General features: G+C 70.1%; 21 protein-coding genes and 1 pseudogene. 14 read left to right on the top strand and 8 right to left on the bottom strand.

Going from position 1 to position 23,414, the window contains the following annotated elements; translation table 11 throughout:
• Both ACT6XY_RS04440 and bcp read right to left on the bottom strand, forming a co-directional pair.
• Positions 1-402, bottom strand: a pseudogene (locus ACT6XY_RS04440) (M23 family peptidase); the annotation flags it as partial.
• A 128-nt stretch (positions 403-530) separates the two neighbouring features.
• Positions 531-995, bottom strand: coding sequence for a thioredoxin-dependent thiol peroxidase (gene bcp, locus ACT6XY_RS04435; protein WP_444747120.1), 465 nt, complete (start codon positions 993-995; stop codon positions 531-533).
• A gap of 223 nt (positions 996-1,218) precedes the next feature.
• Between bcp and ACT6XY_RS04430 the strand changes: the two genes are divergently transcribed.
• Positions 1,219-4,794, top strand: coding sequence for a hypothetical protein (locus ACT6XY_RS04430; RefSeq protein ID WP_444747119.1), 3,576 nt, complete (start codon positions 1,219-1,221; stop codon positions 4,792-4,794).
• Positions 4,795-4,814: 20 nt separating this feature from the next.
• Here the strand turns inward: ACT6XY_RS04430 and ACT6XY_RS04425 are convergent, their stop codons facing one another.
• Together ACT6XY_RS04425 and ACT6XY_RS04420 are read right to left on the bottom strand one after the other, a co-directional pair.
• Entirely contained in the window at positions 4,815-5,132 is a 318-nt protein-coding gene (locus ACT6XY_RS04425) for a rhodanese-like domain-containing protein (RefSeq protein ID WP_444747118.1), read from the bottom strand.
• Between the two features lie 107 nt (positions 5,133-5,239).
• The gene (locus tag ACT6XY_RS04420) at positions 5,240-6,331 is read right to left on the bottom strand and encodes an anhydro-N-acetylmuramic acid kinase (RefSeq protein WP_444747117.1); all 1,092 of its coding nucleotides are present in this window, start codon (positions 6,329-6,331) and stop codon (positions 5,240-5,242) included.
• A 101-nt stretch (positions 6,332-6,432) separates the two neighbouring features.
• On the opposite strand from ACT6XY_RS04420, the gene tyrS reads away from it, so the two are divergent.
• Together tyrS and ACT6XY_RS04410 are read left to right on the top strand one after the other, a co-directional pair.
• Positions 6,433-7,686, top strand: coding sequence for a tyrosine--tRNA ligase (tyrS, locus tag ACT6XY_RS04415; RefSeq protein WP_444747116.1), 1,254 nt, complete (start codon positions 6,433-6,435; stop codon positions 7,684-7,686).
• A 4-nt stretch (positions 7,687-7,690) separates the two neighbouring features.
• On the top strand, positions 7,691-8,308 hold the full coding sequence (locus tag ACT6XY_RS04410; RefSeq protein WP_444747115.1) for a glutathione S-transferase family protein: 618 nt from the start codon (positions 7,691-7,693) through the stop codon (positions 8,306-8,308).
• A 4-nt stretch (positions 8,309-8,312) separates the two neighbouring features.
• Here ACT6XY_RS04410 and ACT6XY_RS04405 read toward each other — a convergent pair whose 3' ends face one another.
• Genes ACT6XY_RS04405 through leuC form a run of 4 tightly spaced genes read right to left on the bottom strand, consistent with a single transcriptional unit; the run spans position 8,313 to position 10,825 of the window.
• A complete protein-coding gene (locus ACT6XY_RS04405; protein WP_444747114.1) occupies positions 8,313-8,567 on the bottom strand; it encodes a Txe/YoeB family addiction module toxin in 255 nt (84 codons plus the stop codon).
• Positions 8,564-8,818, bottom strand: coding sequence for a type II toxin-antitoxin system Phd/YefM family antitoxin (locus ACT6XY_RS04400; protein ID WP_444747113.1), 255 nt, complete (start codon positions 8,816-8,818; stop codon positions 8,564-8,566). The genes ACT6XY_RS04405 and ACT6XY_RS04400 overlap by 4 nt, the downstream gene beginning before the upstream one ends.
• A gap of 31 nt (positions 8,819-8,849) precedes the next feature.
• Complete coding sequence (gene leuD, locus ACT6XY_RS04395; protein ID WP_444747112.1) at positions 8,850-9,431, bottom strand: 3-isopropylmalate dehydratase small subunit; 582 nt, start codon at positions 9,429-9,431, stop codon at positions 8,850-8,852.
• The gene (gene leuC / locus ACT6XY_RS04390) at positions 9,428-10,825 is read right to left on the bottom strand and encodes a 3-isopropylmalate dehydratase large subunit (protein ID WP_444747111.1); all 1,398 of its coding nucleotides are present in this window, start codon (positions 10,823-10,825) and stop codon (positions 9,428-9,430) included. The genes leuD and leuC overlap by 4 nt, the downstream gene beginning before the upstream one ends.
• Before the next feature lie 181 nt (positions 10,826-11,006).
• Here leuC and ACT6XY_RS04385 point away from each other — a divergent pair, with 181 nt between their 5' ends.
• The 11 genes from ACT6XY_RS04385 (at position 11,007) to ACT6XY_RS04335 (ending at position 23,405) form a co-directional block, all read left to right on the top strand.
• Positions 11,007-11,813 carry a GntR family transcriptional regulator gene (locus tag ACT6XY_RS04385; protein ID WP_444747110.1) on the top strand — a complete coding sequence of 269 codons (807 nt, stop codon included), beginning with the start codon at positions 11,007-11,009 and terminating at the stop codon, positions 11,811-11,813.
• Between the two features lie 91 nt (positions 11,814-11,904).
• Positions 11,905-13,122: an ABC transporter substrate-binding protein gene (locus tag ACT6XY_RS04380; RefSeq protein ID WP_444747109.1), complete on the top strand. Its 1,218-nt coding sequence runs from the start codon at positions 11,905-11,907 to the stop codon at positions 13,120-13,122.
• Between the two features lie 79 nt (positions 13,123-13,201).
• On the top strand, positions 13,202-14,083 hold the full coding sequence (locus tag ACT6XY_RS04375) for a branched-chain amino acid ABC transporter permease (RefSeq protein ID WP_444747108.1): 882 nt from the start codon (positions 13,202-13,204) through the stop codon (positions 14,081-14,083).
• Entirely contained in the window at positions 14,080-15,081 is a 1,002-nt protein-coding gene (locus tag ACT6XY_RS04370; RefSeq protein ID WP_444747107.1) for a branched-chain amino acid ABC transporter permease, read from the top strand. The genes ACT6XY_RS04375 and ACT6XY_RS04370 overlap by 4 nt, the downstream gene beginning before the upstream one ends.
• Complete coding sequence (locus ACT6XY_RS04365; RefSeq protein WP_444747106.1) at positions 15,081-15,821, top strand: ABC transporter ATP-binding protein; 741 nt, start codon at positions 15,081-15,083, stop codon at positions 15,819-15,821. Before ACT6XY_RS04370 ends, ACT6XY_RS04365 begins: the two co-directional genes overlap by 1 nt.
• A 4-nt stretch (positions 15,822-15,825) precedes the next feature.
• Positions 15,826-16,527 carry an ABC transporter ATP-binding protein gene (locus tag ACT6XY_RS04360; RefSeq protein ID WP_444747123.1) on the top strand — a complete coding sequence of 234 codons (702 nt, stop codon included), beginning with the start codon at positions 15,826-15,828 and terminating at the stop codon, positions 16,525-16,527.
• A 56-nt stretch (positions 16,528-16,583) separates the two neighbouring features.
• Positions 16,584-17,465 (top strand): isocitrate lyase/PEP mutase family protein, encoded by an 882-nt coding sequence (locus ACT6XY_RS04355; protein ID WP_444747105.1) that lies wholly within the window; start codon positions 16,584-16,586, stop codon positions 17,463-17,465.
• Positions 17,462-19,117 carry a hydantoinase B/oxoprolinase family protein gene (locus ACT6XY_RS04350; RefSeq protein WP_444747122.1) on the top strand — a complete coding sequence of 552 codons (1,656 nt, stop codon included), beginning with the start codon at positions 17,462-17,464 and terminating at the stop codon, positions 19,115-19,117. The genes ACT6XY_RS04355 and ACT6XY_RS04350 overlap by 4 nt, the downstream gene beginning before the upstream one ends.
• A 229-nt stretch (positions 19,118-19,346) precedes the next feature.
• A complete protein-coding gene (locus ACT6XY_RS04345) occupies positions 19,347-21,398 on the top strand; it encodes a hydantoinase/oxoprolinase family protein (RefSeq protein ID WP_444747104.1) in 2,052 nt (683 codons plus the stop codon).
• Entirely contained in the window at positions 21,398-21,994 is a 597-nt protein-coding gene (locus ACT6XY_RS04340; protein ID WP_444747103.1) for a cysteine hydrolase family protein, read from the top strand. The genes ACT6XY_RS04345 and ACT6XY_RS04340 overlap by 1 nt, the downstream gene beginning before the upstream one ends.
• A gap of 7 nt (positions 21,995-22,001) precedes the next feature.
• Positions 22,002-23,405 carry an FAD-dependent oxidoreductase gene (locus tag ACT6XY_RS04335; RefSeq protein WP_444747102.1) on the top strand — a complete coding sequence of 468 codons (1,404 nt, stop codon included), beginning with the start codon at positions 22,002-22,004 and terminating at the stop codon, positions 23,403-23,405.
• Positions 23,406-23,414: the final 9 nt, after the last annotated feature.

Here is a 23,414-nt window from a genome sequence, read left to right as displayed (position 1 = left end):
GGCCTGCCGCGTCTCCAGCAGCGCCTGGCGCCGGGCGACCTGGTCGACGCGGCGCTCGAGCTCGGTCTGGTCGACCATGTGCCGGCTGGTGAGCTTGTCGACCTGGCCGCGCAACTCGCGGATCCGGTCCTCGTAGGCGTGCTGGAGGCTCGCCTGGCGGCTCATCACGCCGCCGATGATGTCGTCCTTGAAGGCGAGGTAGCTGGTGACGGCGACACCCCAGAGCGATAGGGCGAAGGCGGTGACGACCACCGTTCCGCTCAGCGCATAGGACAGCGACAGGGTCCGTGTGCCGCCGCGGCCACGCCAGGCGAAGGTCAGGGCCCCGGAGGGCACCTGGGCCCGGAGATTGGCCTCCTGGGCGAGCTGGGCGCGATTGTATCGCTGGCTGGGCTGCGGCATCGGCGTCCATCCATACGCGAACGTGACGCCGCATTACCGCGCATTAAGGTTAACGAACCGTGCCCGCCCCTGCGGTCCTGCCGCTGGGGCAGGGACAGGGGTCCGGGGAGGGCGGGCCGGTGGTCCGTTCAGAGCGCCTTGGCAGCCGCCAGAACCTCGGCGGCGTGACCCTTGACCTTCACCTTCGGCCAGATATGGGCGATCCGGCCCTCGCGGTCGATCAGGAAGGTGGCGCGCTCGATGCCCATATAGGCCTTGCCGTACATGCTCTTCTCGACCCAGACGCCGTAGGACTCCACCACCTTCCCGTCCTCGTCCGAGCCGAGGGCGACGCCGAGGCCGTGCTTCGCCTGGAATCGGTCGAGGGCCTTCGCCGGGTCGCGCGAGATGCCGATGACGGTGGTGTCGGTGGCCTCGAACTCGGCCTTCAGGTCGGTGAAATCCTTCGCCTCCTGCGTGCAGCCGGGCGTATCGGCCTTCGGATAGAAATAGATCACGACCTTACGGCCCTTCAGCGCGGAGAGGTCGATTCCCGCCCCGCCGCCGCCCGGAATCGCCACCGCCGGTGCCATATCCCCCACGTTCAGCCCCATGACGCCATCCTTTCGTCGGTTTTGGCTGCAATAGACTGGCATCATACGCTTGCGCAGGATCAACGGATTTTCGCTCGCTCCCGCGGCGAAAATCGGTGACTTGTCCAGGCGGCGCGATCTGAAACCGTGGAACCGTGCCTAACATTCGGTTAAGCCGGACCGGGTCACATTGACGGTCGCGCGGCGAGCGCGGCGGTTCCGGGCCGGCGGGATGGGAGACGGAATGGATTGGCGCCCCGACCAGGGCAGGGCTCCCTGCGACCGGACGACGATGGGAGGCCGCACGCGCGGTTGGCATCGCGCGCCGGGCCGGGCCCTCGCCGGGTTGTGGGCCAACCGCCGCGTCCCGGCCTGGATGGCGCGCGTCGTCGGCGGCTCACCCTCCTGCTGGTCGACGCGCCGGCGGGTCTGCATGGGCGGCCTGGCCGGCATTCTCCTCCTCGTCGTCTGCCCGATCCTCTTCCTCGCCTGGCAGATCCAGCGCGGCGGCATGGGCCTCGACATCGTCACGCCCTGGATCGCGCGCTCCCTCTCCGACCAGCTCGGAGACGGCCGCACCGTCACCATCGGCGCCGCCGTCATGGTCCGCGACGGCAGCGGCAAAGTGGAGGTCGAGGCGCGCGACGTCATCGTCCACGACGCCGACGGCCGTCGCGTCGCCTCCATGCCGCGGGTCGCGCTAGGCCTCGATTCGCTCCCCATCCTCGGCCGCCCCTCCATCCGGCGGATCGACCTCGTCGGCGCCTCCGTCGCCCTGAAGGTGGGCGAGGACGGCCAGATCGCCCTCGCGGCCGGCCGTTTCCGCACCCAGCTTCCCGAGGACTCGGGCAGCGCCGCGCCGGGCACGCCCGCTCCTCCCGAGGCGAGTTCGACCCTTCCCGAGCCCGAAATGTCGCCCTTCCGGCGGCTCGGCATCTGGCTGGACCTGATCGAGAAATCCGGCCTCGACGGCCACCGCCTCGCCGGCTTCGGGCTGCGCAACGGCACCGTGATCGTCGACGACGTTCGCTCCGGCAAGCGCTTCGTCTTCGCCGGCATCGACCTCGACCTCACCGTGCCGGCGACCGGCGGCCTGTCCGTCGAACTCGACGCCTCCGGCTCCGGCGCCCGCTGGACCTCCACCGCCACCGTCACCCCCCGCGACGGGTCAGGGCGGCGGCAGATCGACCTGTCGATGCGGGACATGGCGCCGCGCGATCTGTCCCTCGCCCTCCAGGGGCCGCAGGTCGTCTTCGCCGACACGCCTATTTCCGGCACGCTGCAGGCGACCATTGGCGAGGACGGCGATCCCGTGGCCTTCAACGGCCGCGTCAGCATGGGCGCCGGCAAGGTCGGCGACGTCAACGACGAGTCCATGCGCATCGCCATCGACAGCGTCGCCGCCGATGTCCACTGGCAGACCCAGGCCCGCGGCCTGATCGTCGACCGGGTCGAGGTGGTGGCCGGCCACAACCGCGCCTCGCTCAACGGCGTCGTCACCCCGCCGGCGCGCCACGGCGACCCCTTCGTCGTGGAGTTGCAGACGCTGCAGGCGGTCACCTCCGTGCTCAACCCGCACGAGCCGCCGGTGCCGATCAACGTCCGCGGCGCCCGCTTCACCTTCGATCCGCTCACCCGCAGCCTCGCGATCGACGGTGTCACCGTCGACCAGGGTGCCGAGCCTCTGGCCCGTCTCGGCGGCAAGGTTGTCTTCGCCGAAGGTTCGCCCGCCATCCAGCTCGATGTGACCGCCGGCAAGATGCCGCTGGCCACCGCCCTGGCTCTCTGGCCGCGCGCCTCCAATCCCCATGCCCGCGACTGGGTGGCGGACAACATGACGGGCGGCACCACCGAGGACACGATCATTCGCGTCTCCGTGCCGGCGGGGTTGCTGGTGACGAAGCACTGGGTGCTCGAGAAGGACGCCCTGTCGGTGCGCTCCAAGCTGCGCGGGACGTCCATGCGTGTCACGCCGGGCCTGTCGCCGCTCAAGGAGGCCGACGTCGACGTCGACGTCGACGGCCAGATGGCGAGCCTCGTGGTCCAGCGTGGCCGCATCGAGCCGACGCCGGGACAGGCGCTGACCCTCACGCAGGGCACGTTCGAGATCCTCGACCACCGGATCCAGCCGCCCCAGTCGGTGACGAAGTTCCGCCTTCAGGGCACCGCCTCGGCGGCCTTCGCTCTCCTCGGCGAGGAGGCCTTCAAGGGCGCGGCGACCGGGCCGACCCTGCCGACGGGGAAGGTCGAGGGGACGGTCACGGCCCAGGTCACGGTGAAGGTGCCGCTCACCGAGACCTTCCAGGCCAACCTGATCGACTACACCGTCGATGCCGACTTCACGGGCTTCTCCGCCGATAACGCCTTCGGCGAGATGCGCGTCGAGCGCGCCGCCTTCAAGGTGCTCACGACGCCGCGCAGCCTCACCATGCGCGGCCAGGGCGTGCTCGGCGGCGCCCAGGCCAATTTCGACTATCGCAAGCCCCGCCCCGACGCCAAGCCGGAGATCCGCCTCACCGCGACCCTCGACGATCGCGGCCGCGCGCGCCTCGGCCTGAACATCGGGACGCGCATCGTCGGCCCCACACCCGTGAAGGTTATGACGGTCGGCGAGGAGTCCGGCCGCTACAACGTCGAGGTCGACCTCGGCCCGGCGACGCTCTCCGACTTGCTGCCGGGCTGGAGCAAACCACGGGGACAGGCGGCCAAGGCCCGCTTCGTCGCGGTCGAGGGTGAGGACGGCTGGAAGCTCGAGGATCTCATCGTCGAGAGCCGCGGCCTGCTGGTGCGCGGCTCGGCCACCTTCGACGACAAGGGCGGCCTCGTTTCCGGTGTCTTCCCGGCCTACAACCTCTCCGACGGCGACCGGATGAACATCCGCATCGAGCGCGCAGGGTCTGGCCACCGCGTCATCGGCCGCGGCGAGATGATCGATGCCCGCCACCTCATCAAGTCGCTGTCCGAGCCGCCGCGGCCCGGGCCCGCGGCGGCCGGCTCCGCGCCGACGGAGCTCGACATCGACTTCAAGGCCAATGCAGTGGTCGGCGGCAACGGCGAGGTCATCCGCCAGTTCGAGATGCGCATGGGCCGCAACGGCCAGACCATCCGGTCGCTCACCGCCAGCGGGCGTGTCGGGCGCGATGCCCCCTTCGCCATCGAGCAGCGTGGCCAGGGCAATGCCCAGCGTCTGGCGGTCAGCTCGGGCGACGCCGGCGCGCTGCTGCGCTTCCTCGACATCTACCGCTCGCTCCAGGGCGGCACGCTGGCGCTGATCATGACCCCGCCGCAGCCCAACGGGAACATCCGCGACGGCAGCGTCGAGATCACCGACTTCCGCATCCGCGGCGACCAGGCGATCTCCGGCATGGTCGCCGCCGCCGGCAGCGCTCCCAACGCGCCGCGCCAACAGCAACAGCAGAACGACGCCTTCGCCTTCTCCCGCCTGCGCGCCAACTTCGCCCGCAGCGCCAGCAAGGTGACGGTCTCCGACGGCCTGCTCTGGGGCGCAGCGATAGGCGCCACGGTCGAGGGCGAATTCGATCCCGGCCGCGACCGCCTGCTGCTGCGCGGCACCTATGTGCCGGCCTATGCGCTCAACAACATCTTCGCGCGCATTCCGGTCCTCGGCTTCTTCCTCGGTGGAGCGCCCGACGAAGGCGTGTTCGGCATCACCTACCAGATCGCCGGCGCCGTCAGCGCGCCGCGGCTCACCATCAACCCGCTCTCGGCGGTGACGCCCGGCTTCCTGCGCAAGATGTTCGAATTCCGCGGCTCCGCATCGGCGCCGCCGCCGATGCCGGGCGACGCCGCGCAGCGCTGACCGGCGAGCGAGGCCCGGCCTCAGCCGCGTTCGATCTCCTGCCCGTCCATCACCCAGGCCTTCAGCCCGCCGGCGAGATGGGCGTCGTAGGGCAGGCCCGCCGCCTGCGCCGCTTCGCTCGCGTGGATCGAGCGCACGCCTGCGGCACAGAGGAACACCACACGCCGTCCGGCAGGGTCGGGGATCGCGGCGGGATCGAACTGCGACAGCGGCACGTTCACCGCCTCCGCGATGCGGGCCATGGCGAGCTCATGCGGCTCCCGCACGTCGACGAGGAGGATGGTGTCCTCCGCGAGGCCGCGGGCGACGTCATCGGGAGAAAGGTCGTGAACGGGCATGATCGGCTTCCGGGACAGGGCTCGGGCCGATCATAGCAGCAGGCCGGGCCGCGTTGCACAGGGCCGTTACGCCATGGCGTGCGCTTCGGGAGCGGCGTTCCGTTCGCTCAGTCCACCAGGACCCCGCCTGTCGTCGGTTCCGTCACGCCCGTGGTGGAGGGATAGGTCAGCGGCAGGCCCTTGAGGCTCCTGACCGCCAGATAGGCGAAGGCCTGCGCCTCCAGAAAATCCGACGACCAGCCGACGTCCTCGCCGGTGCGGATCTCGGCGCCGGTGACATGGGCGAGGAGGCGCAGGAGCTCCGGGTTCTTCGCTCCCCCGCCGCAGACGATCCACAGCACCGGCGGCTCGCGCACGAAGTCGGCAGCGCGGGCGATGGAGCGGGCGGTGAAGGCCGTGAGGGTCGCGGCGCCGTCCTCGGTCGCGACATTGCCGACGATCGAGAAGGCGAAGGCGTTGCGGTCGAGCGATTTCGGCGGCGGCTTGGCGAAGAAGGGGTGGACGAGGAGCCAGGCGAGGAGGGCTTCGTCGGCGCGCCCGCGCGCCGCGGCGCCGCCGCCCGCATCCATGCGCTCGCCGGTGCGTTCGCCCATCCAGTCGTCGACGAGGGCGTTGCCGGGACCGGTGTCGAAGGCGAGCAGCGCCTCTCCCGCCCCGATCAGCGTGACGTTGGCGACGCCGCCGATGTTGACGACCGCCAGCGGCCGGGGGAGAGCGGCCTGCGCTGCGAGCGCCCGGTGGAAGACCGGCACGAGTGGCGCGCCCTGGCCCCCTGCGGCGACATCCGCCTGCCTGAGGTCGTAGACGACGGGGATGCCGAGCCGCTGGCGCAGCGCCGCGCCGTCGCCGATCTGGACGGTCAGGCCGAGCGCCGGTCGGTGCAGCACGGTCTGCCCGTGGAAGCCGACGACGCCGATATCGGCGCGCGACAGGCCGTTCTGCTCGAGAAACATCTCCACCGCTTCCGCATGGGCGCGGGTGACGAGCGCCTCGGCCCGGGCGAGGAGGGACGTCCGCTGCCTCCGGTCGGTGAGCTGGGCGCCTTCCTTCAGCGCGGCACGCAGCAGGGCGCGCTCGTCGTCGCTGTAGGCGCGGTATCCGGTGGGACCGAAACCGGAGACGGCCTCCCCGTCGGTGTCGAGGAGCGCCACGTCGACGCCGTCCAGGGAGGTTCCCGACATCAGGCCGATGGCGCGCATGGGTCCCGCCGATTCGAAGGGGTGAAATGGGTGCCCGCTTCTGCTACACCGCGCCTCCGCCGGGCGCGAGTGTCCGGCCCTCAGCCCCAACTGGAAAGATCATGGCCGCCCCTCAGTCCGACTTCCTGCGCATCCTCACCGAGCGCGGGTTCATCCACCAGTGTTCCGACATGCAGGGCCTCGACGCCCTGGCGGCCAAGGGGGAAGTCGTCGCCTATGTGGGCTATGACTGCACGGCGCCCTCGCTCCATGTCGGGCACCTCCTGTCGATCATGATGCTGCACTGGATGCAGAAGACCGGCGCCGGCAAGCCGATCACCCTGATGGGCGGCGGCACGACGCGCGTCGGCGACCCCTCGGGCCGCGACGAGACGCGCAAGATCCTGTCGATCGACGACATCAACGCCAACAAGGACGCGCTGAAGGGCGTGTTCGCGAAGCTGCTCACCTTCGGCGACGGCAGGACCGACGCCATCATGCCCGACAATGCGGAGTGGCTGACCAGGCTCAACTACATCGAGATGCTGCGCGACATCGGCCGCCACTTCTCGGTGAACCGCATGATGACCATGGATTCGGTGCGCATGCGCCTGGAGCGCGAGCAGGAGCTCTCGTTCATCGAGTTCAACTACATGATCCTCCAGTCCTACGACTTCGTGGAGCTGGCGCGGCGCTACGGCACCAACCTGCAGATGGGCGGTTCCGACCAGTGGGGCAACATCGTCACCGGCGTCGATCTCGGCCGCCGCATGGGCACGCATCAGCTCTACGCGCTGACCTGCCCGCTGCTGACGACCTCCTCCGGCGCCAAGATGGGCAAGACCGCCGCCGGCGCCGTCTGGCTCAACGCCGACATGCTGTCGAACTACGACTACTGGCAGTTCTGGCGGAACACCGAGGACGGCGACGTGGCGCGCTTCCTGAAGCTGTTCACCCTGCTGCCGATGGCCGAGATCGACCGTCTCGCCGCGCTCCAGGGCGCCGAGATCAACGAGGCGAAGAAGGTGCTGGCGACCGAAGCCACGGCCCTCGTGCGCGGCCGCGAGGCGGCGGAAGCGGCCGCCGAGACGGCGAAGAAGACCTTCGAACAGGGGGCGCTCGGCGCCGACCTGCCGGTGGTGACGGTGCCGGCCGGCGAGCTTTCCGCCGGCATCGGCGTGCTCGCGCTCTTCGTCCGCGCCGGCCTCGTCGCCTCCAACGGCGAGGCGCGCCGCCAGGTCGCCGGCGGCGGCCTGAGGCTCAACGACGAGGCGGTGACCGATCCGCAGGCTGTCGTGACCGGGGCTGCCCTGAAGGACGGCGTTGCCAAGCTGTCCTTCGGCCGCAAGAAGCATGTGCTCGTAAAGGTGGGATGAGACGATGACGATGAAGTTCTTCTATGGACCGAAGACCTGCGCGCTCGCCTCGCGCATCGCGCTGGAAGAGGCGGGCGCCGCCTACGAGCCCGTCAGGGTCGACTTCGCTTCCGGCGAGCAGACCAAGCCGGCCTTTCTCGCCGTGAACCCGAAGGGCCGGGTGCCGGCTCTCGTCACTGACCGCGGCGTGCTCACCGAGAACGTCGCGATCCTCGCTTTCGTCGCCCAGAGCCATCCCGAGAAGAAGCTGGCGCCCCTCGACGATCCCTTCGCCTTCGCGCAGATGCAGGCGTTCAACTCCTATCTCGCCTCCACGGTGCACGTGAACCACGCCCACAAGCACCGCGGCGCCCGCTGGGCGACCGAGGAGAGCTCCTTCCTCGACATGCGCCGCAAGGTGCCCGAGACCATGGCGGCGAGCTTCCGCCTCATCGAGAACGACTTCTTCCGCGGCCCCTGGGTCATGGGCGAGGCCTATTCGGTCGCCGATGCCTATCTCTTCACGGTGACGCGCTGGCTCGAGGGCGACGGCGTCGACGTGGCGCAGTTCCCGCGCGTCGCCGACCACCTGAAGCGCATGGGCGAGCGCCCGGCCGTGCAGGCGGCGCTGGCGGGGGAGTGATCCCTCAGTAGTGGTAGCGGCACTGGGCGATCTCGAGCACCTCGCCGCGGACGCGGTAGACGAGGCGATGCTCCTGGTCGATCCGCCGCGACCACCAGCCCTGCAGCTCGTTCTTCAGCGGCTCCGGCTTGCCGGTGCCGGTGAAGGGCGTGCGGGTGCATTCTTCGATGAGGCCATTCAGCCTTTTGAGGAATTTTCGATCTGTCTCCTGCCAATAGCGGTAGTGCGTCCATCCGCGCGGCGAGAAGGCGATGATCATTCCTCAAGCTTCCTGACGACCCCCAGCCCCTCATCCAGTTCGGCGATGGACGCCAGCAGGTCCTCGCGATTGCGCGGGCTCTTGAGGAGATAGGTCGTCTCCTCCATCGAGGTGTAGTCCTCCAGCGAGATCAGCACCGCGGGCGGCTTGCCGCCCTCGCGGGTGATCAGCACCGGCGCATGGTCCGCCGTCACCTGGTCGAGGGTGGCGGCGAGGGTCTTGCGGAGTTCGGTCGAGGTCTTGACGCGCATGGCGGGAATGTACGCCAAAACGTACGCAATCTCAACCGCGGCGGGGTGCCGCCCAGGGTCTCTCGTCGGCATCCCGCGCCGTGAAGGCGGCGATGGCATCGCCCTCGGCCAGTGTCAGGTCGATGTCGTCCCAGCCGTTGAGGAGCTGCGTCCGCCAGACCGGATCGATGGCGAAGGGCACCACCACATTCCCGCAGGCGATGGTTTGCGCGGTCAGGTCGACGGTGGCCGGCAGGGTCTCGACGGCCAGCAGCGCCTCGGCGTCCTCCTCGCTGACGGTCGCGGGCACGACACCGTTCTTCACGCAGTTCGAGGCGAAGATGTCGCCGAAGCTCGGGGCGATCACCACCCGGAAGCCGAAATCGGCGAGGGCATAGACCGCCGCCTCGCGCGACGAGCCGCAGCCGAAATTGCGCCGCGCGACCAGGATCGTCTGGCCGGGAGCGGGGGGAGGGGCCGTACCCTCCGCCACCAGGTCCCGCAGCAGAAAGCGGCCGTAGCCCTCCGGCTGCCGTGGCTCCTTCATGAAGCGCGCGGGGATCAGTTGGTCCGTGTCGACGTTAGCGACCGGCAGCCGCATCAGGGAGGCGGCTTCGCTGGCGAAAGGCTTCATGCGAACCGCCTGACGTCGGTGAGCGTGCCGGTGACGGCGGCGGCCGCCGCCATGGCCGGCGACATGAGATGGGTCCGCGCGCCCGGTCCCTGCCGGCCCTTGAAGTTGCGGTTGGTGGTGGAGGCGCAGCGCTCGCCCGCCGGCACGATGTCGCCGTTCATGCCGACGCACATGGAGCAGCCGGAGGCGACCCATTCGAGCCCGGCCTCGGTGAAGATTCGGGCGAGGCCCTCTTCCTCCGCCTGCTGCTTGACGAGTGACGAGCCCGGAGAGACGAGCCCCGGCACCGCCGCCTTGTGACCGGCGAGGATCTGCGCTGCGGCGCGCAGGTCCTCGATCCGCGCGTTGGTGCAGGAGCCGATGAAGACGCGGTCGATGGCGATCGATTGCAGCGCCTGTCCCGGGACAAGTCCCATGTAGTCGAGCGCGTCGCGCGCCGCCGCCGCCTTGACCGGATCTGTCATGTGGTCGGGGTCGGGCACCACCGCGTCGATCGGCAGCGCCTGTTCCGGGCTGGTGCCCCAGGTGACGGTGGGCGCAATGTCACCCGCGGCAAGGCTCACCTCGTGATCGAAGACGGCGTCGGGGTCGCCGGCGAGCCCGGTCCAGTCCGCCATCGCCCTGTCCCACAGGGCTCCGTCGGGCGCGAAGGGGCGGCCCTTCAGATAGGCGAAGGTCACGGCGTCCGGCGCCACCATGCCGCAGCGCCCGCCGGCCTCGATCGACATGTTGCAGAGGGTCATCCGGCCCTCCATCGACAGGGCGCGGATGGCGGAGCCGGCATATTCGATCGCGTGGCCCGCCGCGCCGTCCGCCCCGATGGTGGCGATCACCGTCAGCATGATGTCCTTGGCCGTGATGCCCGGTGCCGTCGCGCCCTCGACGGTGATCCGCATGCGCTTCGGCTTCTTCTGCCAGAGCGTCTGCGTCGCCAGCACATGGGCGACCTCGGAGGCCCCGATCCCGAAGGCGTAGGCGCCGAAGGCCCCATGGGTGGAGGTGTGGCTGTCGCCGCAGACCACGGTGAGGCCGGGAAGGGTAAGGCCCTGCTCGGTGCCGGTCACGTGGACGATTCCCTGGCGGCGGTCGTCGAGGCCGAAGAGGGTGATGCCGTGGGCGGCGGTGTTGGCGCCGAGCTGCTCGACCATCCGCGCGATGGAGGGATCCGGCACGGGGCCGCCGCGGCCGCGAGTCGGCACGTAATGGTCGGCGACGCCGAAAGTCAGGTCCGGCCGCGCCACCGCGGCACCGCGCGCGGCGATCTGAGCGAAGGCATGATGCGAGCCCTCATGCACGAAATGACGGTCGATCCACAGGAGCGACAGGCCGTCCGTGCGGCGCGCCACCACATGGCGATCCCAGAGCCTGTCGAACAGGGTGGCGGGCAATTCCACTCTCATCTCCGCGACGACGCTTGACGGACAAACATTGTATCATAGGATAGACAAAGCTTGAAATCTCTCTATCTCTATTCGTCGAACAGGCCGGCAGACAAATGCAAACCGTCACACTGCCGAACAAGGGTCCGCGCCAATGCGCCCTGGTGTGACTCCCGGCCTGAGAGGGAGAGATGTCATGGCCGAAGCGATCGAAACGTCCAAGACGAGACGCGTGTACCTGACCTTGCGGGACCGGATTTCCTCCGGCGAGCTGACACCGGGCACGCGGTTGCCGTCAGAGCCCGACCTCGCAGGCCTCCACGACGTGTCGCGCGTCACCATCCGGCGCGCCCTCGCCGAATTGGAGCGCGAGGGGCTGATCTCGCGGCGCCCGGGAGCGGGAACCTTCATTACGGCCCGCATGATCAAGCGACCCATCGTCGCCGACCTGTCGAACGCGCTCGCCCATCTGGTGGAGATGGGGCGCTCGACCGACGTCCGCCTGCTGCAGTTCGGCTATGTCGAGGCCAACCCCGACGTCGCCGAGGCGCTGAAGCTCGATGCGGGCGAGCGGGTGCAGCGCTCGGTCCGCGTCCGCATCATCGACGGCGAGCCCTTCTCCTACCTCGTCACCCACGTGCCGCAGCGCATCGGCACGACCTACACCGAGGCCGAGCTCGGCGTGCAGCCGCTCCTGACCCTCATCGAGCGCTCCGGCGTCAAGGTCGACCGCGCCACCCAGACCATCACCGCCGCCCTCGCGGGCCCGGACGTGGCGGAAGCCCTGGGCGTCGACATCGGCGCGCCGCTCCTCGCCCTCAACCGCGTCGTCTTCGACGTCAAGCGCCGCGGCATAGAGCATCTGACCGCCTTCTACCGGCCGGACCGCTATTCCTTCCAGATGGACCTCGTGCGCATCGATTCCGGCGGCGACCGCCTGTGGTCGCCGGTGGAGCGTCTGCGCATGGGCGTCGGCCTCAACGGAGCGGATGCCAACGACTGACGACTCCGCGGCGATGCCAGCCGCACAGACGATACGAGCGGGCGATCAACGCCCGTCGCTTCCAGAGTGTAACGGACGGAGACCAGCCACCATGACCGACTGGACTGCAACGACGCGACGTAGCCTCCTGAAGACCGGCGCCGCCGGCGCCGCCATCATCGCCGCCCCGGGCCTCGTCAGGGCCCAGGCCCCGGCGGTGAAGCTCGGCATCCTCCAGCCCGTCACCGGCGCGCTCGCCCAGGACGGCGAATACGGCCGGCTCGGCGCCCAGCTCGCCATCGACGAGATCAACAAGGCCGGCGGCATCAAGTCGCTGGGCGGCGCCATGATCGAGATGGTGTTCGGCGATGCCCGCTCCAATCCGGAGGCCGGCACCCAGGAGGTGGAGAAGATGCACGCCGAGGGCGTCTCCGCCATCGTCGGCGGCTTCGCGTCGCCCATCTGCCTCGCCGCCTCGCAGGCGGCCTCGCGCTACGACATCGCCTATGCGGTCGACGTCGGCGTCTCCGACCAGATCGTCTCGCGCGGCCTGAAGAACACCTTCCGCTTCGGTCCCGGCTTCGGCGCCGTGACCCGCGCTGCCATCGACAACCTCGTCAAGCTCAACGACGCCGCCGGCAAGCCGGCGAAGACGGTGGTGCTGGTCCACGAGGACGGCCTGTTCGGCACCGGCCTCGCCAAGCTGATGAATGACCGGCTCTCGGCCCTCGGCTTCCAGATCCTGGAGACGATCCCCCACCCGACGCCGGCCCGCGACATGTCCAACGTCGCCCTGCGCATCCGCGCGCTGAACCCCGACCTCGTCATCCCGTCGAGCTATTACGGCGAGTTCGTGCTGCTCGCCCGCACCATGCAGCAGCAGCGCATCCGGCCGAAGGGGATCTATGCCGTGCTCAACGGCGCGGCGTCGAACTTCCGCTTCGTCAAGGAATTCCCGGACGCCGCCAACAACGTCATGGACTGCAACCACTGGGCCGACCCGCGCAAGCCGAAGACGGCCGAGCTGCGCAAGCAGGTGGAAGCCATGGGCCGCTTCTGGCTCTACAACGTGCCGCTGAACTATTCCTCGGTGCGGCTGGTGGCCGATGCCGTGGAGCGCGCCACCTCGCGCGACCGCGTCAAGATCATCGAGGCCATGGCCGCCTCCACCTTCGCCGACCACATCATGCCCTATGGGGCTACGAAGTTCGAGAACGGCCAGAACACCGCGGCCGCGCCGGTCAACACCCAGGTGCAGAACGGCGACATCAAGGTGATCTTCCCTGACACCTTCGCCGACGCGAAGCCGGTCTTCCCCGTGACCGGCTGAGGCCGACGCTCCGCATTCCCCCATGCCCCGCGGCCGGCCATCCGCCGCGGGGTCTTCATGCCGGTGAGGTTTCTCTCCCGTGTTCAGGTCCTATCCGCCGCAGATCGTGCTCGAGGCCGTGCTCAACGGCCTCCTCACCGGCGCCGTCTACGCCCTGGTCGCCCTGGGTCTGACGCTGGTCTATGGCGTGCTCCACATCATCAACTTCGCCCACGGCGCCATGCTGACGCTGGCCATGTTCGCCGTGCTGGTCGCCCATCTCGGCTTCGGCATCGATCCCTATCTCGCCATCCTGCCGCTGACGCCGCTGTTCTTCGCCCTCGGCTACGGCGTGCAGCGCTTCGTCATCTCTCCCGCCAGCCGCAACGACGACGGCGCCATCCTCCTGGTGACGCTCGGCCTCTCCATCGTCATCGAGAACCTGCTGCTCGCCGTCTTCCGCTCGGACACGCGGGCCCTGACCCTCGACTACTCCTTCTCGGTGGTGGATCTCGGCTTCGCGCTGCTGTCGCTGCCGCGGGTGATCGGCTTCGGCGTCGCCATCCTCGTCGCGGCGGGCCTCTGGGCCGTTCTCGCCCTGACCGATACGGGCAAGGCCATCCGGGCGGTGGCGAAGGAGAAGCTCGGCGCCTCCCTCGTCGGCATCGACGTCAACCACATCTATGCGGTCACATTCGGCCTCGGCGCGGCGACGCTCGCGGTCGCCGCCTGCCTGCTGATGCCGTCCTTCTACGTCAATCCGCGCGTCGGCAATGCCTTCGTCCTCGTCGCCTTCACGGTGGTGGTGCTCGGCGGGATGGGGTCGATTGCGGGCGCTCTGGTCGGCGGCCTCGTCATCGGCGTGGTGGAGAGCCTCTCGGGCCTCTATCTCGGCGAGAGCCTCGGCCAGATCGGCATCTTCCTCATCTTCATCCTCGTGCTGCTGTTCCGCCCGACCGGCCTGTTCGGAGCGAGGGCATGAGTTCCGGCACCGTCGCCGCCTATCGCCCGATCCTGATCGCCGTCGCGGTCTTCGCCGCGCTGCCGCTCGCCGTGCCGCTGCTCGTCGGCGCCAGCCTCTTCGCCGGGGCCAACACCTTCTACAATCTGATGATCTTCATCCTGATCATTACGCTTGCGGCGCAGGGCTGGAACATCGCCGGCGGCTATGGCGGGCAGTTCTCCTTCGGCCACGCTGCTTTCTTCGGCACGGGCGCCTATGCCCAGGCGGTGCTCCAGACCCGTTACGGGGTCAATGCCTGGGCGGCCCTGCCGGCGGCCATGGCGCTCGGCGGTCTCGTCGGCGCGGTGATCGGCCTGCTCGCCTTCCGCGCCCGCCTGCGCGGCTCGTATTTCGCTCTCGTGACCCTTGCCTTCGCCGAGGTCTTCCGCATCCTCGCCAACGCCACGCCGATCACCGGCGGTGCCGCCGGCACGCTGGTGCCGCTGCGCATCGGCTTCGGCCAGATGCAGTTCGACGCCCCCGCCGCCTTCTTCTATCTCGCGCTCGCCTTCGTCGCCGTCGTGCTGGTCCTCAACCGGGTGCTGGAGCGTTCCCGCTTCGGCGCCTGGCTGGTGGCGGTCAGGGAGAACGAGGACGCCGCCCGGGCACTGGGCGTCGACACGCTCGCCGTTAAGCTCAAGGCCATCACGCTCTCTGCCGCGATAACCGCGGTGGCCGGCGCCCTCTACACCCAGAAATTCCTCTACGTAGACGCCAACATCGCTTATGGCGCCTGGATTTCGGTGGAGGCGCTGCTCGCCCCCATCGTCGGCGGCATCGGCACGGTCTTCGGCCCGCTCGTCGGCGCCATGGCGCTGATCGGCCTCGGCGAAGCGGCCAAGACCGCTATCCACGCCGCCTTCGGCTCCGCCGTGCCCGGCGTCGACCTCGTTGTCTACGGCGCCCTGCTGATCGTCGTCATCGCCTTCGCGCCGCGGGGCCTCATCGGCCTCCTCAGGGCTGGGGGAGGGCGCTGATGCTGGCGGTCGAGAATCTTTCCAAGCGCTTCGGCGGCCTCGTCGCCGTCAGCGACGTCAGCCTCACCGTGCCGGAAGGCTCCATCACCGGGCTCATCGGCCCCAACGGCGCCGGCAAGACGACGCTCTTCACGCTGATCTCCGGCTTCCAGGTCCCCTCCGCCGGGCGGGTGCTCTTCGCCGGCGAGGACGTCACCGGACGCACCCCCGAGAGCCTCGCGGTGCTCGGCATCGCGCGCACCTTCCAGATCGTCCAGCCCTTCGCCGGCCTCACGGTGCTCGAGAACGTCGCGGTCGGCGCCTATCTGCGCCATCCCGGCCGCCGGGAGGCCATGGCCCATGCGGAGGCCGTGGCGGAGAGGGTCGGGCTCGCCGATCTCGGCCGCCCCGCCTCTTCGCTCACGGTCGCCGGGCGCAAGCGGCTGGAACTCGCCCGCGCCCTCGCCACCGGTCCGCGCCTCCTGCTTCTCGACGAGGTGCTGGCCGGCCTCAACCCCTCCGAGATCCGCGACATCATTCCGGTCATCCGTGCCATCCGCGACAGCGGCGTCACGATCCTGATGATCGAGCACGTCATGCAGGCGGTGATGAGCCTGTGCGAACAGGTCCATGTCCTCGCCAACGGCCGGCTGATCGCCGCCGGCACCCCGGCCGAGGTGGTGAGCGATCCGCAGGTGGTCGAGGCCTATCTCGGCCCCGGCGCCGCCGGCCGCCTGCAGAAGGGGGCCGCCCATGGCTGAGCCGATCCTCGTCGTGGACGGCCTCGTCGCCGGTTACGGCGCCACGGAGATCCTGCGCGGCCTGTCGATGAGCGTCGCCCCCGCCGAGACCGTCGCCGTCCTCGGCTCCAACGGGGTCGGCAAGACGACGCTCAACATGGTCCTGTCGGGCATCCTGCGTGCCTCGTCGGGGACGGTGCGCTTCCTCGGCGAGGACATCACGCGCGCGACGCCGGGCGAGATCGTCTCGCGCGGCCTGATCCACGTGCCCGAGGGGCGCAAAATCTTCCCCAACATGACCGTGCGCGAGAACCTCGTCCTCGGTTCCTACCGGCGCGGCAGGCCGGCCCGCGCCGCCAACCTCGACCGGGTCTTCTCCACCTTCCCGCGCCTCCGGGAGCGCACGTCCCAACTCGCCGGGACACTCTCCGGCGGCGAGCAGCAGATGCTCGCCATCGGCCGCGGGCTCATGGCCGAGCCGAAGCTCCTCATTCTCGACGAGCCCTCGCTCGGCCTGTCGCCCCTCCTCGTCGAGGAGATGTTCGCCCTGGTGCGCACGATCCATGCGCAGGGCCTCGCCGTGCTGCTGGTCGAGCAGAACGTCGTGCAATCGCTGGAAGTCGCCTCGCGCGCCTTCATCCTCGAGAACGGCGTGTTCGCGCTGTCGGGCGCGGCGGCGGACCTTGCCGCCAGCGACGATCTGCGCCGCGCCTATCTGGGGCTTTAGACCATGCCCCTTTCCACGCCTGCCCTTCATGACCAAGGCCTTGCCGGAGACCTCCGATGACACGCCCTGCTGACACCCTGCGCGCCCGGCTCGACCAGCGGCCGGTGCTGCTGGCACCGGGCGCGGTGGATCCGCTGACGGCGCAGATCGCGGTCCTCTCTGGCTTCGAGGCGCTCTACCTGACCGGTGCCGGCATCGCCTACACCCGCCTCGGCATGCCCGACATCGGCCTCACCACGATGAGCGACGTCACCGACGTCATCATGCGCATCGCCGACAAGGTGTCGGTGCCGCTCATCGTCGACGGCGACACCGGGTTCGGCAACGCCATCAACGTCCAGCGCACGGTGCGCTGCTTCGAGCGCGCCGGGGCGGCCGCCATCCAGCTCGAGGACCAGACCTTCCCCAAGCGCTGCGGCCATCTCAGGGGCAAGACGGTGGTTCCGGCCGAGGAGATGGTCGGCAAGATCAAGGCCGCGGTGGACGCCCGCCAGAACGGCCTGCTCGTCATCGGCCGCACCGACGCGGGCGCGGTGGAGGGTTTCGAGCGGGCCTTCGAGCGCGCCGAGCTCTATGCCGCGGCCGGGGCCGACATCATCTTCGTCGAGGCGCCCCGCACGCGGGAGGAACTCGCCTCGGTGCCGCAGCGGCTGGGGTCCATCCGCCCCCTCATGGCCAACATGGTCGAGGGCGGCCGCACGCCCATGACGCCCGTCGCCGACCTCGAGGCGATGGGCTTCAGCCTCGTCGTCTTCTCGGCCGGCGTCGTCCGCGCCATGGCCAAGACCGCCCGGCGCTTCTACGACACCCTGCGCTCCGAGGGGACGACGGACTCCATTCGTGAGGACATGTACGACTTCGACGAGCTCGCCGACATCGTCGGCACCAGCGACCTCCTGGAGATCGGCAAGCGCTACGACACCACCGGGGGCGCCTGATGACCCTCGACCCGGTCACCCTCGCGGTCCTCAAGGGGCGGCTGGAGCAGATCGCCGACGAGATGGACGCGACGCTCTATCGCTCCGCCTTCAACCCGATCATCGCCGAGGCGCGTGACGCCTGCCATGGCCTCTACCACCGCGACACCGGCGACACCCTCGTCCAGGGCACCAAGGGCCTGCCGATCTTCGTCGGCGCCATGGCCTTCGCCGTGAAGGCTGTGATCGACAAGGTGAGGGCCCAGGGCGGGCTGAGGCCCGGCGACACCTTCATCTTCAACGACCCCTATGCCGGCGGCACCCATCTCAACGATATCCGCCTGGTGCGTCCCGTCTTTCGCGACGGCGCGCTGTTCTGCTGGCTCGCATCCGCCGGTCACTGGCTCGACCTCGGCGGCAATGTGCCCGGCGGCTATAACCCCGTGGCGACCGAGAGCTTCCAGGAGGGCGTGCTGATCCCGGTGGTGAAGCTCGTCGCCGGCGGGGAGATGCGCCAGGACATCCTCGACATCCTCGCCGCCAATTCGCGCCTGCCGAACTCCAACTGGGGCGACCTCAACGGCCAGCTCAACGCCCTCGACCTCGGCGAGGGCCGGCTGAACGCGCTGCTCGACCAGTACGGCGCGGCGACCGTCGACGGCGCCTTCGCCGCCTTCTCCGCCCGGGCCGAGGCGCTGATGCGGGAGGCCATCGCGGCGCTTCCCGACGGCACCTATTCCTTCGAGGACTATCTGGACAACGACGGCATCGTCGACACCCCGCTCACCGTCGCCCTCGACCTGACGATTGCGGGCGACACCATGACACTCGACGTCTCGCGCTCCTCGCCGCCCTGCGCCGGCCCGATCAACATCTCGGTGCCGACCACCATCGCCGCCTGCTACGTGGCGTTGAAGCACGTCTTCACCGATGTGCCGGCCAACGCGGGTTGCCTCAAGCCCATCACCTTCGTCGTGCCGGACACGACGCTCCTCGGCGCGACGGCGCCGAAGCCCATGGCGGGCTATACCGAGACCATCCTGCGCCTCATCGGCGTGGTCTTCGGCGCGCTCGCCAAGGCCGTGCCGGAGCGCGCCACCGCCGGCCCCTTCGGCACGATCAACGCGCTCTCCATGGCCGGGCACCGGGCGAACGGCCAGCGCTGGGTCATGTTCAACTTCTTCGGCGGCGGCCTCGGCGGCAATCCCGAGAGCGACGGTCTCAACCACGCCAACAACCCCATCTCCACCGCCACCATGCCGCCGGTGGAGATCCTCGAGGCGGCCTATCCCGTCATGTTCACGCAATGGGCGCTGAGGCCCGATTCCGGCGGCGAGGGCGCCCGGCGCGGCGGGCTCGGCGCCGTCTACGAGATCGAGGTGCTGGACGAGCGCGGCGCCGAGGTCTTTCTCCTCGGCGAGCGGGGCCGCCACGCGCCCTTCGGCGTCAATGGCGGCGGAGAGGGGGCCCTCAACCGGTTCTCGTGGGACGACGGCGGCGTCACCGGCACGCCGCCCATGGCCTCCAAGGTCACCGGCGTGAAGCTCCGCCAGGGCGGCCGCGTCAGGCTGGAGACACCCGGCGGCGGCGGTTTCGGCGATCCCGCAGCGCGCGACCCCGCGGCACGCGAGCGGGATCTCAGGCTCGGCTATGTGACGGGGGGAGGGGCATGATCGCGCCCTTCTTGCATTCGTCTTGCCCCCCACCCCTGACCCCTCCCCTCCGCAAGCGGGGGGAGGGTATGTGTGTAACCTCCGCGGTCGCGATATCGAGGCCGCTTCGGTTCAGGACGGGGCACCATACCCCTCCCTCCGCTTGCGGAGGGGAGGGGTCAGCGGTGGGGAGCCTTGTCGTCCCTATTGATCCCCATTCTTCCGCGATCCCGCGGACATACAGCAGGGCATGCTCATGACCACCCTCGTCGGCGTCGATGTCGGTGGAACCTTCACCGACCTGTTCTTCCTCGACGAGGCCTCGGGGACCTTCCGCACGGCCAAGGTGCCGTCGAACCGCGGCGACGAGGCCGTCGGCTTCCTCGAAGGCCTGAAGACCTTCGGTGCGCTCTCCGCCCTCGGCTCCATCGTCCACGGCACGACCGTCGGCACCAACGCGCTGCTGGAGCGCAAGGGCGCCCGCATCGGCGTGATCACCACGGCCGGCTTCCGCGACGTGCTGGAGATGCGACGCCGCGACCGCCGCAACACCTGGGGCCTGTGGGGGGACTTCACACCCATCGCCGACCGCGACATGCGCATCGAGGTGGCGGAGAGGACCCTCGCAGACGGCACGGTCCGCACCGCCGTCGATGCCGCCGAGGTGGCGGCCGCTGCCCGACGCCTCGCCGCGGCCGGCGCGACCGCCCTCGCCATCGTCTTCGTCAACGCCTACGCGAACCCCGCCAACGAGCGCGCCGCGGCCTCGGCCGCCCGCGCCGTCTGGCCGAACGAGCACGTCTCGGTCTCCTCGGAGATCCTGCCCGAGATCCGCGAGTTCGAGCGCGCCTCCACCACGGCCCTCAACGCCTATCTGCAGCCGGTGGTCGGCTCCTATCTCGCCAAGCTCGAGACGGCGCTCGCGGGCGAGGCCTTTGCCGGCGCCTTCCACATCGTCCAGTCGAACGGCGGCGTCATGTCGACGGCCGGAGCCCGGCGCCTGCCGGTCCGGACGGCGCTGTCGGGTCCTGCCGCCGGTGTCATCGCGGCCGCCGCCATCTCCACCGCGGCCGGCTATCCCGACATCATCACCGGCGACCTCGGCGGCACCTCCTTCGACGTGTCGCTGATCGCCGGGGGCGAGGCCTCTCTCGCCGCCCAGACCACGATCGATTTCGGCCTCGTCATTCGCTCGCCGATGATCGAGATCACCACCATCGGGGCGGGGGGCGGTTCCATAGCCCGCGTCGACCGCGGCGGTTTCCTGGAGGTCGGGCCCGAGAGCGCCGGCTCGCGTCCGGGCCCCGTCGCCTACGGCCAGGGCAACGAGCGTCCGACGCTGACCGACGCCAACATCGTCCTCGGTCGCATCAATGCCGAGCGCCCCATCGGCGGCAAGCTCGCGCGCCTCGACGTGGAGGCGGCGCGGCGGGCGCTGGCGAACCATGTCGGCGAGCCGCTGGGCCTCACGCCCGAGGAGGCCGCCGAGGCCGTGGTGCGCGTCGCCGATGCCCGCATGGCCGGCGCCATCCGCCTCGTCTCGGTGGAACGCGGCCACGATCCCGCGACCTTCGCCTTCGTGCCCTTCGGCGGCGGCGGCGCGCTCCATGCCGGCGCGCTCATCGCCGATATCGGCCTGAAGGCGGCCCTGGTTCCGCGCTTTCCCGGTGTCACCTCGGCCATGGGCTGCGTCATGGCGGACATCCGCCACGACCAGGTGCAGACGCTGAACCTCGTCCTCGACGGGCTCGATGCCGAGGCCCTCGACCGCCGCATGGCGGAGGAGGGGGCCGCCGCCCATGCGGTCGTCGCCGGCGCCGGCCTCTCAGTCGGGCGCATCGACGTCACCTTCGAACTAGACATGCACTATCTCGGGCAGACCCATACGGTGGCGGTACCGCTGCCGGTGACGCTCGCCGAGGGCCGCACCGGCGTCACGGCCGACGGGGTGCGCAAGGCCTTTGAGGCCGCCTATTCCCGCGCCTTCTCCCGTCTGCTGCCCGGCCTCGGCATCCGCATCGTCAACCTGCGTACCGCCGCCATCGGCCGCCGCCCGGCCATCGACCTCGCGGCGCTGGCCCCGGGCGCCACGGCCTCGCTGGAGAAGGCCCGCACCGGCAGCCGCCCCGTCTGGTTCGGCGGCTGGCGGGAGACCGCGGTCTTCGCCCGCCTCGACCTGCCGGTGGATGCGGTGGTGGAGGGCCCCGCCGTGCTCGAACAGCCGGACGCCACCATCCTCGTGCCGCCGGGCCAGCGCGCCCGGGTCGACCGCTTCGGCAACCTCGTCATGGAGCGCCTGTGATGGACCTCTCCCGCACGGCCCTGCTCGTCTGCGACCTTCAGAACGACTTCCTCCATCCCGACGGCGCCTATGGCCGGGCGGGCCGGTCGGCCCCCGAGATCGCCGCATTGCCGGACCGGCTGAAGCCGCTCGCCGACCTCATGCGGACGAAGGGCGGCTGGATCGTCTCGACCCATTTCACGCTGGTGCCCGGCAAGGGCGGTGAGCCCTTCATCTCCGATCACCTGAAGAAACTCCGGCCGTTTCTGACAAAGGGCGACTTCGTCCCCGGCTCCTGGGGCCACGACACGGTCGACGCCCTGCAGCCGGTGGATATGAGGGTGGAGAAGGTCGCCTATTCCGCCTTCTACATGTCGCGGCTGGAATGGGTTCTGCGGAAGGCCGGCATCGACACCCTGCTCGCCTGCGGCATCGTCACCAATGGCGGCGTCGCCTCCACCGTGCGCGACGCCCATGTGCGCGACTTCCACGTCACCGTGATCGCCGACGGCTGCGCCGCCTTCTCCCCGAAGGTGCATGACGAGGCCATCGCGGGCCTCCGGCCCGTGGCGCGGATCGCGACGGTGGCGGATCTGATGAAGGAGATCGGCGGGTGAAGGCGTAATGTCCCGCATCCTGACCGACGACCTGCCTTTCGACCTCACGGTCCCGGTCGCCATCGTCGGCGGGGGCGCGGCGGGCCTCTGCGCGGCGCTGGCGGCGAAGGAGGCCGGGACAGACCCGGTCGTCTTCGAGCGCGATGCCCTGCCGCAGGGCTCCACGGCGCTCTCCGCCGGCCTGATCCCGGCCGCCGGCACGGCGGCCCAGCGCGCCGCCGGCATCGACGACAGCGAGGCGGCCTTCGCCGCGGACATCCAGGTCAAGGCCCATGGCGCGGCGGACGCCGTCGTGCTCCGTGCCGTGACCGAGGGCGCCGGCCCCGCCATGGACTGGCTGAGCGACGTCCACGGCCTCGCCTTCACGGTGATCGCCGACTTCTCCTACCCCGGCCATTCCGCGCGGCGCATGCACGGCCTCGCCTCGCGCTCCGGCGCCGAACTCGTCGATCGCCTGCGCGCCGCCGCGGAGACAGCGGGCGTCGACATCGTCACCGGCGCCCATGTCACGGCCCTCATCGCGACACCCGAGGGCCGCGTTCGCGGGCTGGTCGTCAGTCGCCCGGACGGGTCCGAGGAGCGCATCGGCTGCTTGGCGCTCGTCCTCGCCTGCAACGGCTATGGTGGGAACCGTTCCCTCGTCGCAGAGCACATCCCGGCGCTCAAGGACGCGCTCTATTTCGGCCACCCCGGCAACCAGGGCGACGCCGTTCTCTGGGGTCAGAGCCTCGGGGCCGAGCTGCGCCACATGACCGGCCACCAGGGCCACGGCTCCGTCGCCCATCCCCACGGCATCCTCGTCACCTGGGCGGTCGTCATGGAGGGCGGGTTCCAGGTGAACGTGCAGGGGCAGCGCTTCTGGAACGAGGCGTCCGGCTATTCCGAGGCCGCGCTGGCGGTCCTCGGTCAGCCCGGCGGCATCGCCTTCGACGTCTTCGACGACCGCATTGCCCGCATCGCGCGCCAGTTCGAGGACTTCCGCCGGGCCGAGGCGGCGGGAGCCGTTCTTCAAGCGGAATCAACGGATGAACTGGCGCGCCGCCTGAGCATTCCTCGGCAAGTGATTCGCGCGACTCTCGAATCCGTCGCCGACCTCAAGCGCCGTCGAGCCACCGACGGCTTCGGCCGCGACTGGGCCGGCGTGCCGGACCTTGCGCCGCCGTACCGGGCCGTGAAGGTCACCGGCGCGCTGTTCCACACCCAGGGAGGCCTCGCCGTGGATGGAGCCGCACGGGTGCTCCGGGCGGGCGGCGTGCCGCTTCCCAATCTTTTTGCGGCAGGGGGCGCCGCCGTGGGGGTGTCGGGACCCGAAGCCTCCGGCTATCTTTCCGGCAACGGGCTTCTGACTGCGGTGGTGCTGGGACGCATCGCCGGTGGCGAGGCAGCCCGTCTCGCCCGCGCCGAACCCTGAGAGCCACCC

This window comes from Phreatobacter sp. (assembly GCF_052440005.1).
Lineage (GTDB): Bacteria > Pseudomonadota > Alphaproteobacteria > Rhizobiales > Phreatobacteraceae > Phreatobacter.
This window is presented reverse-complemented; position numbering and strand designations above follow the sequence as displayed.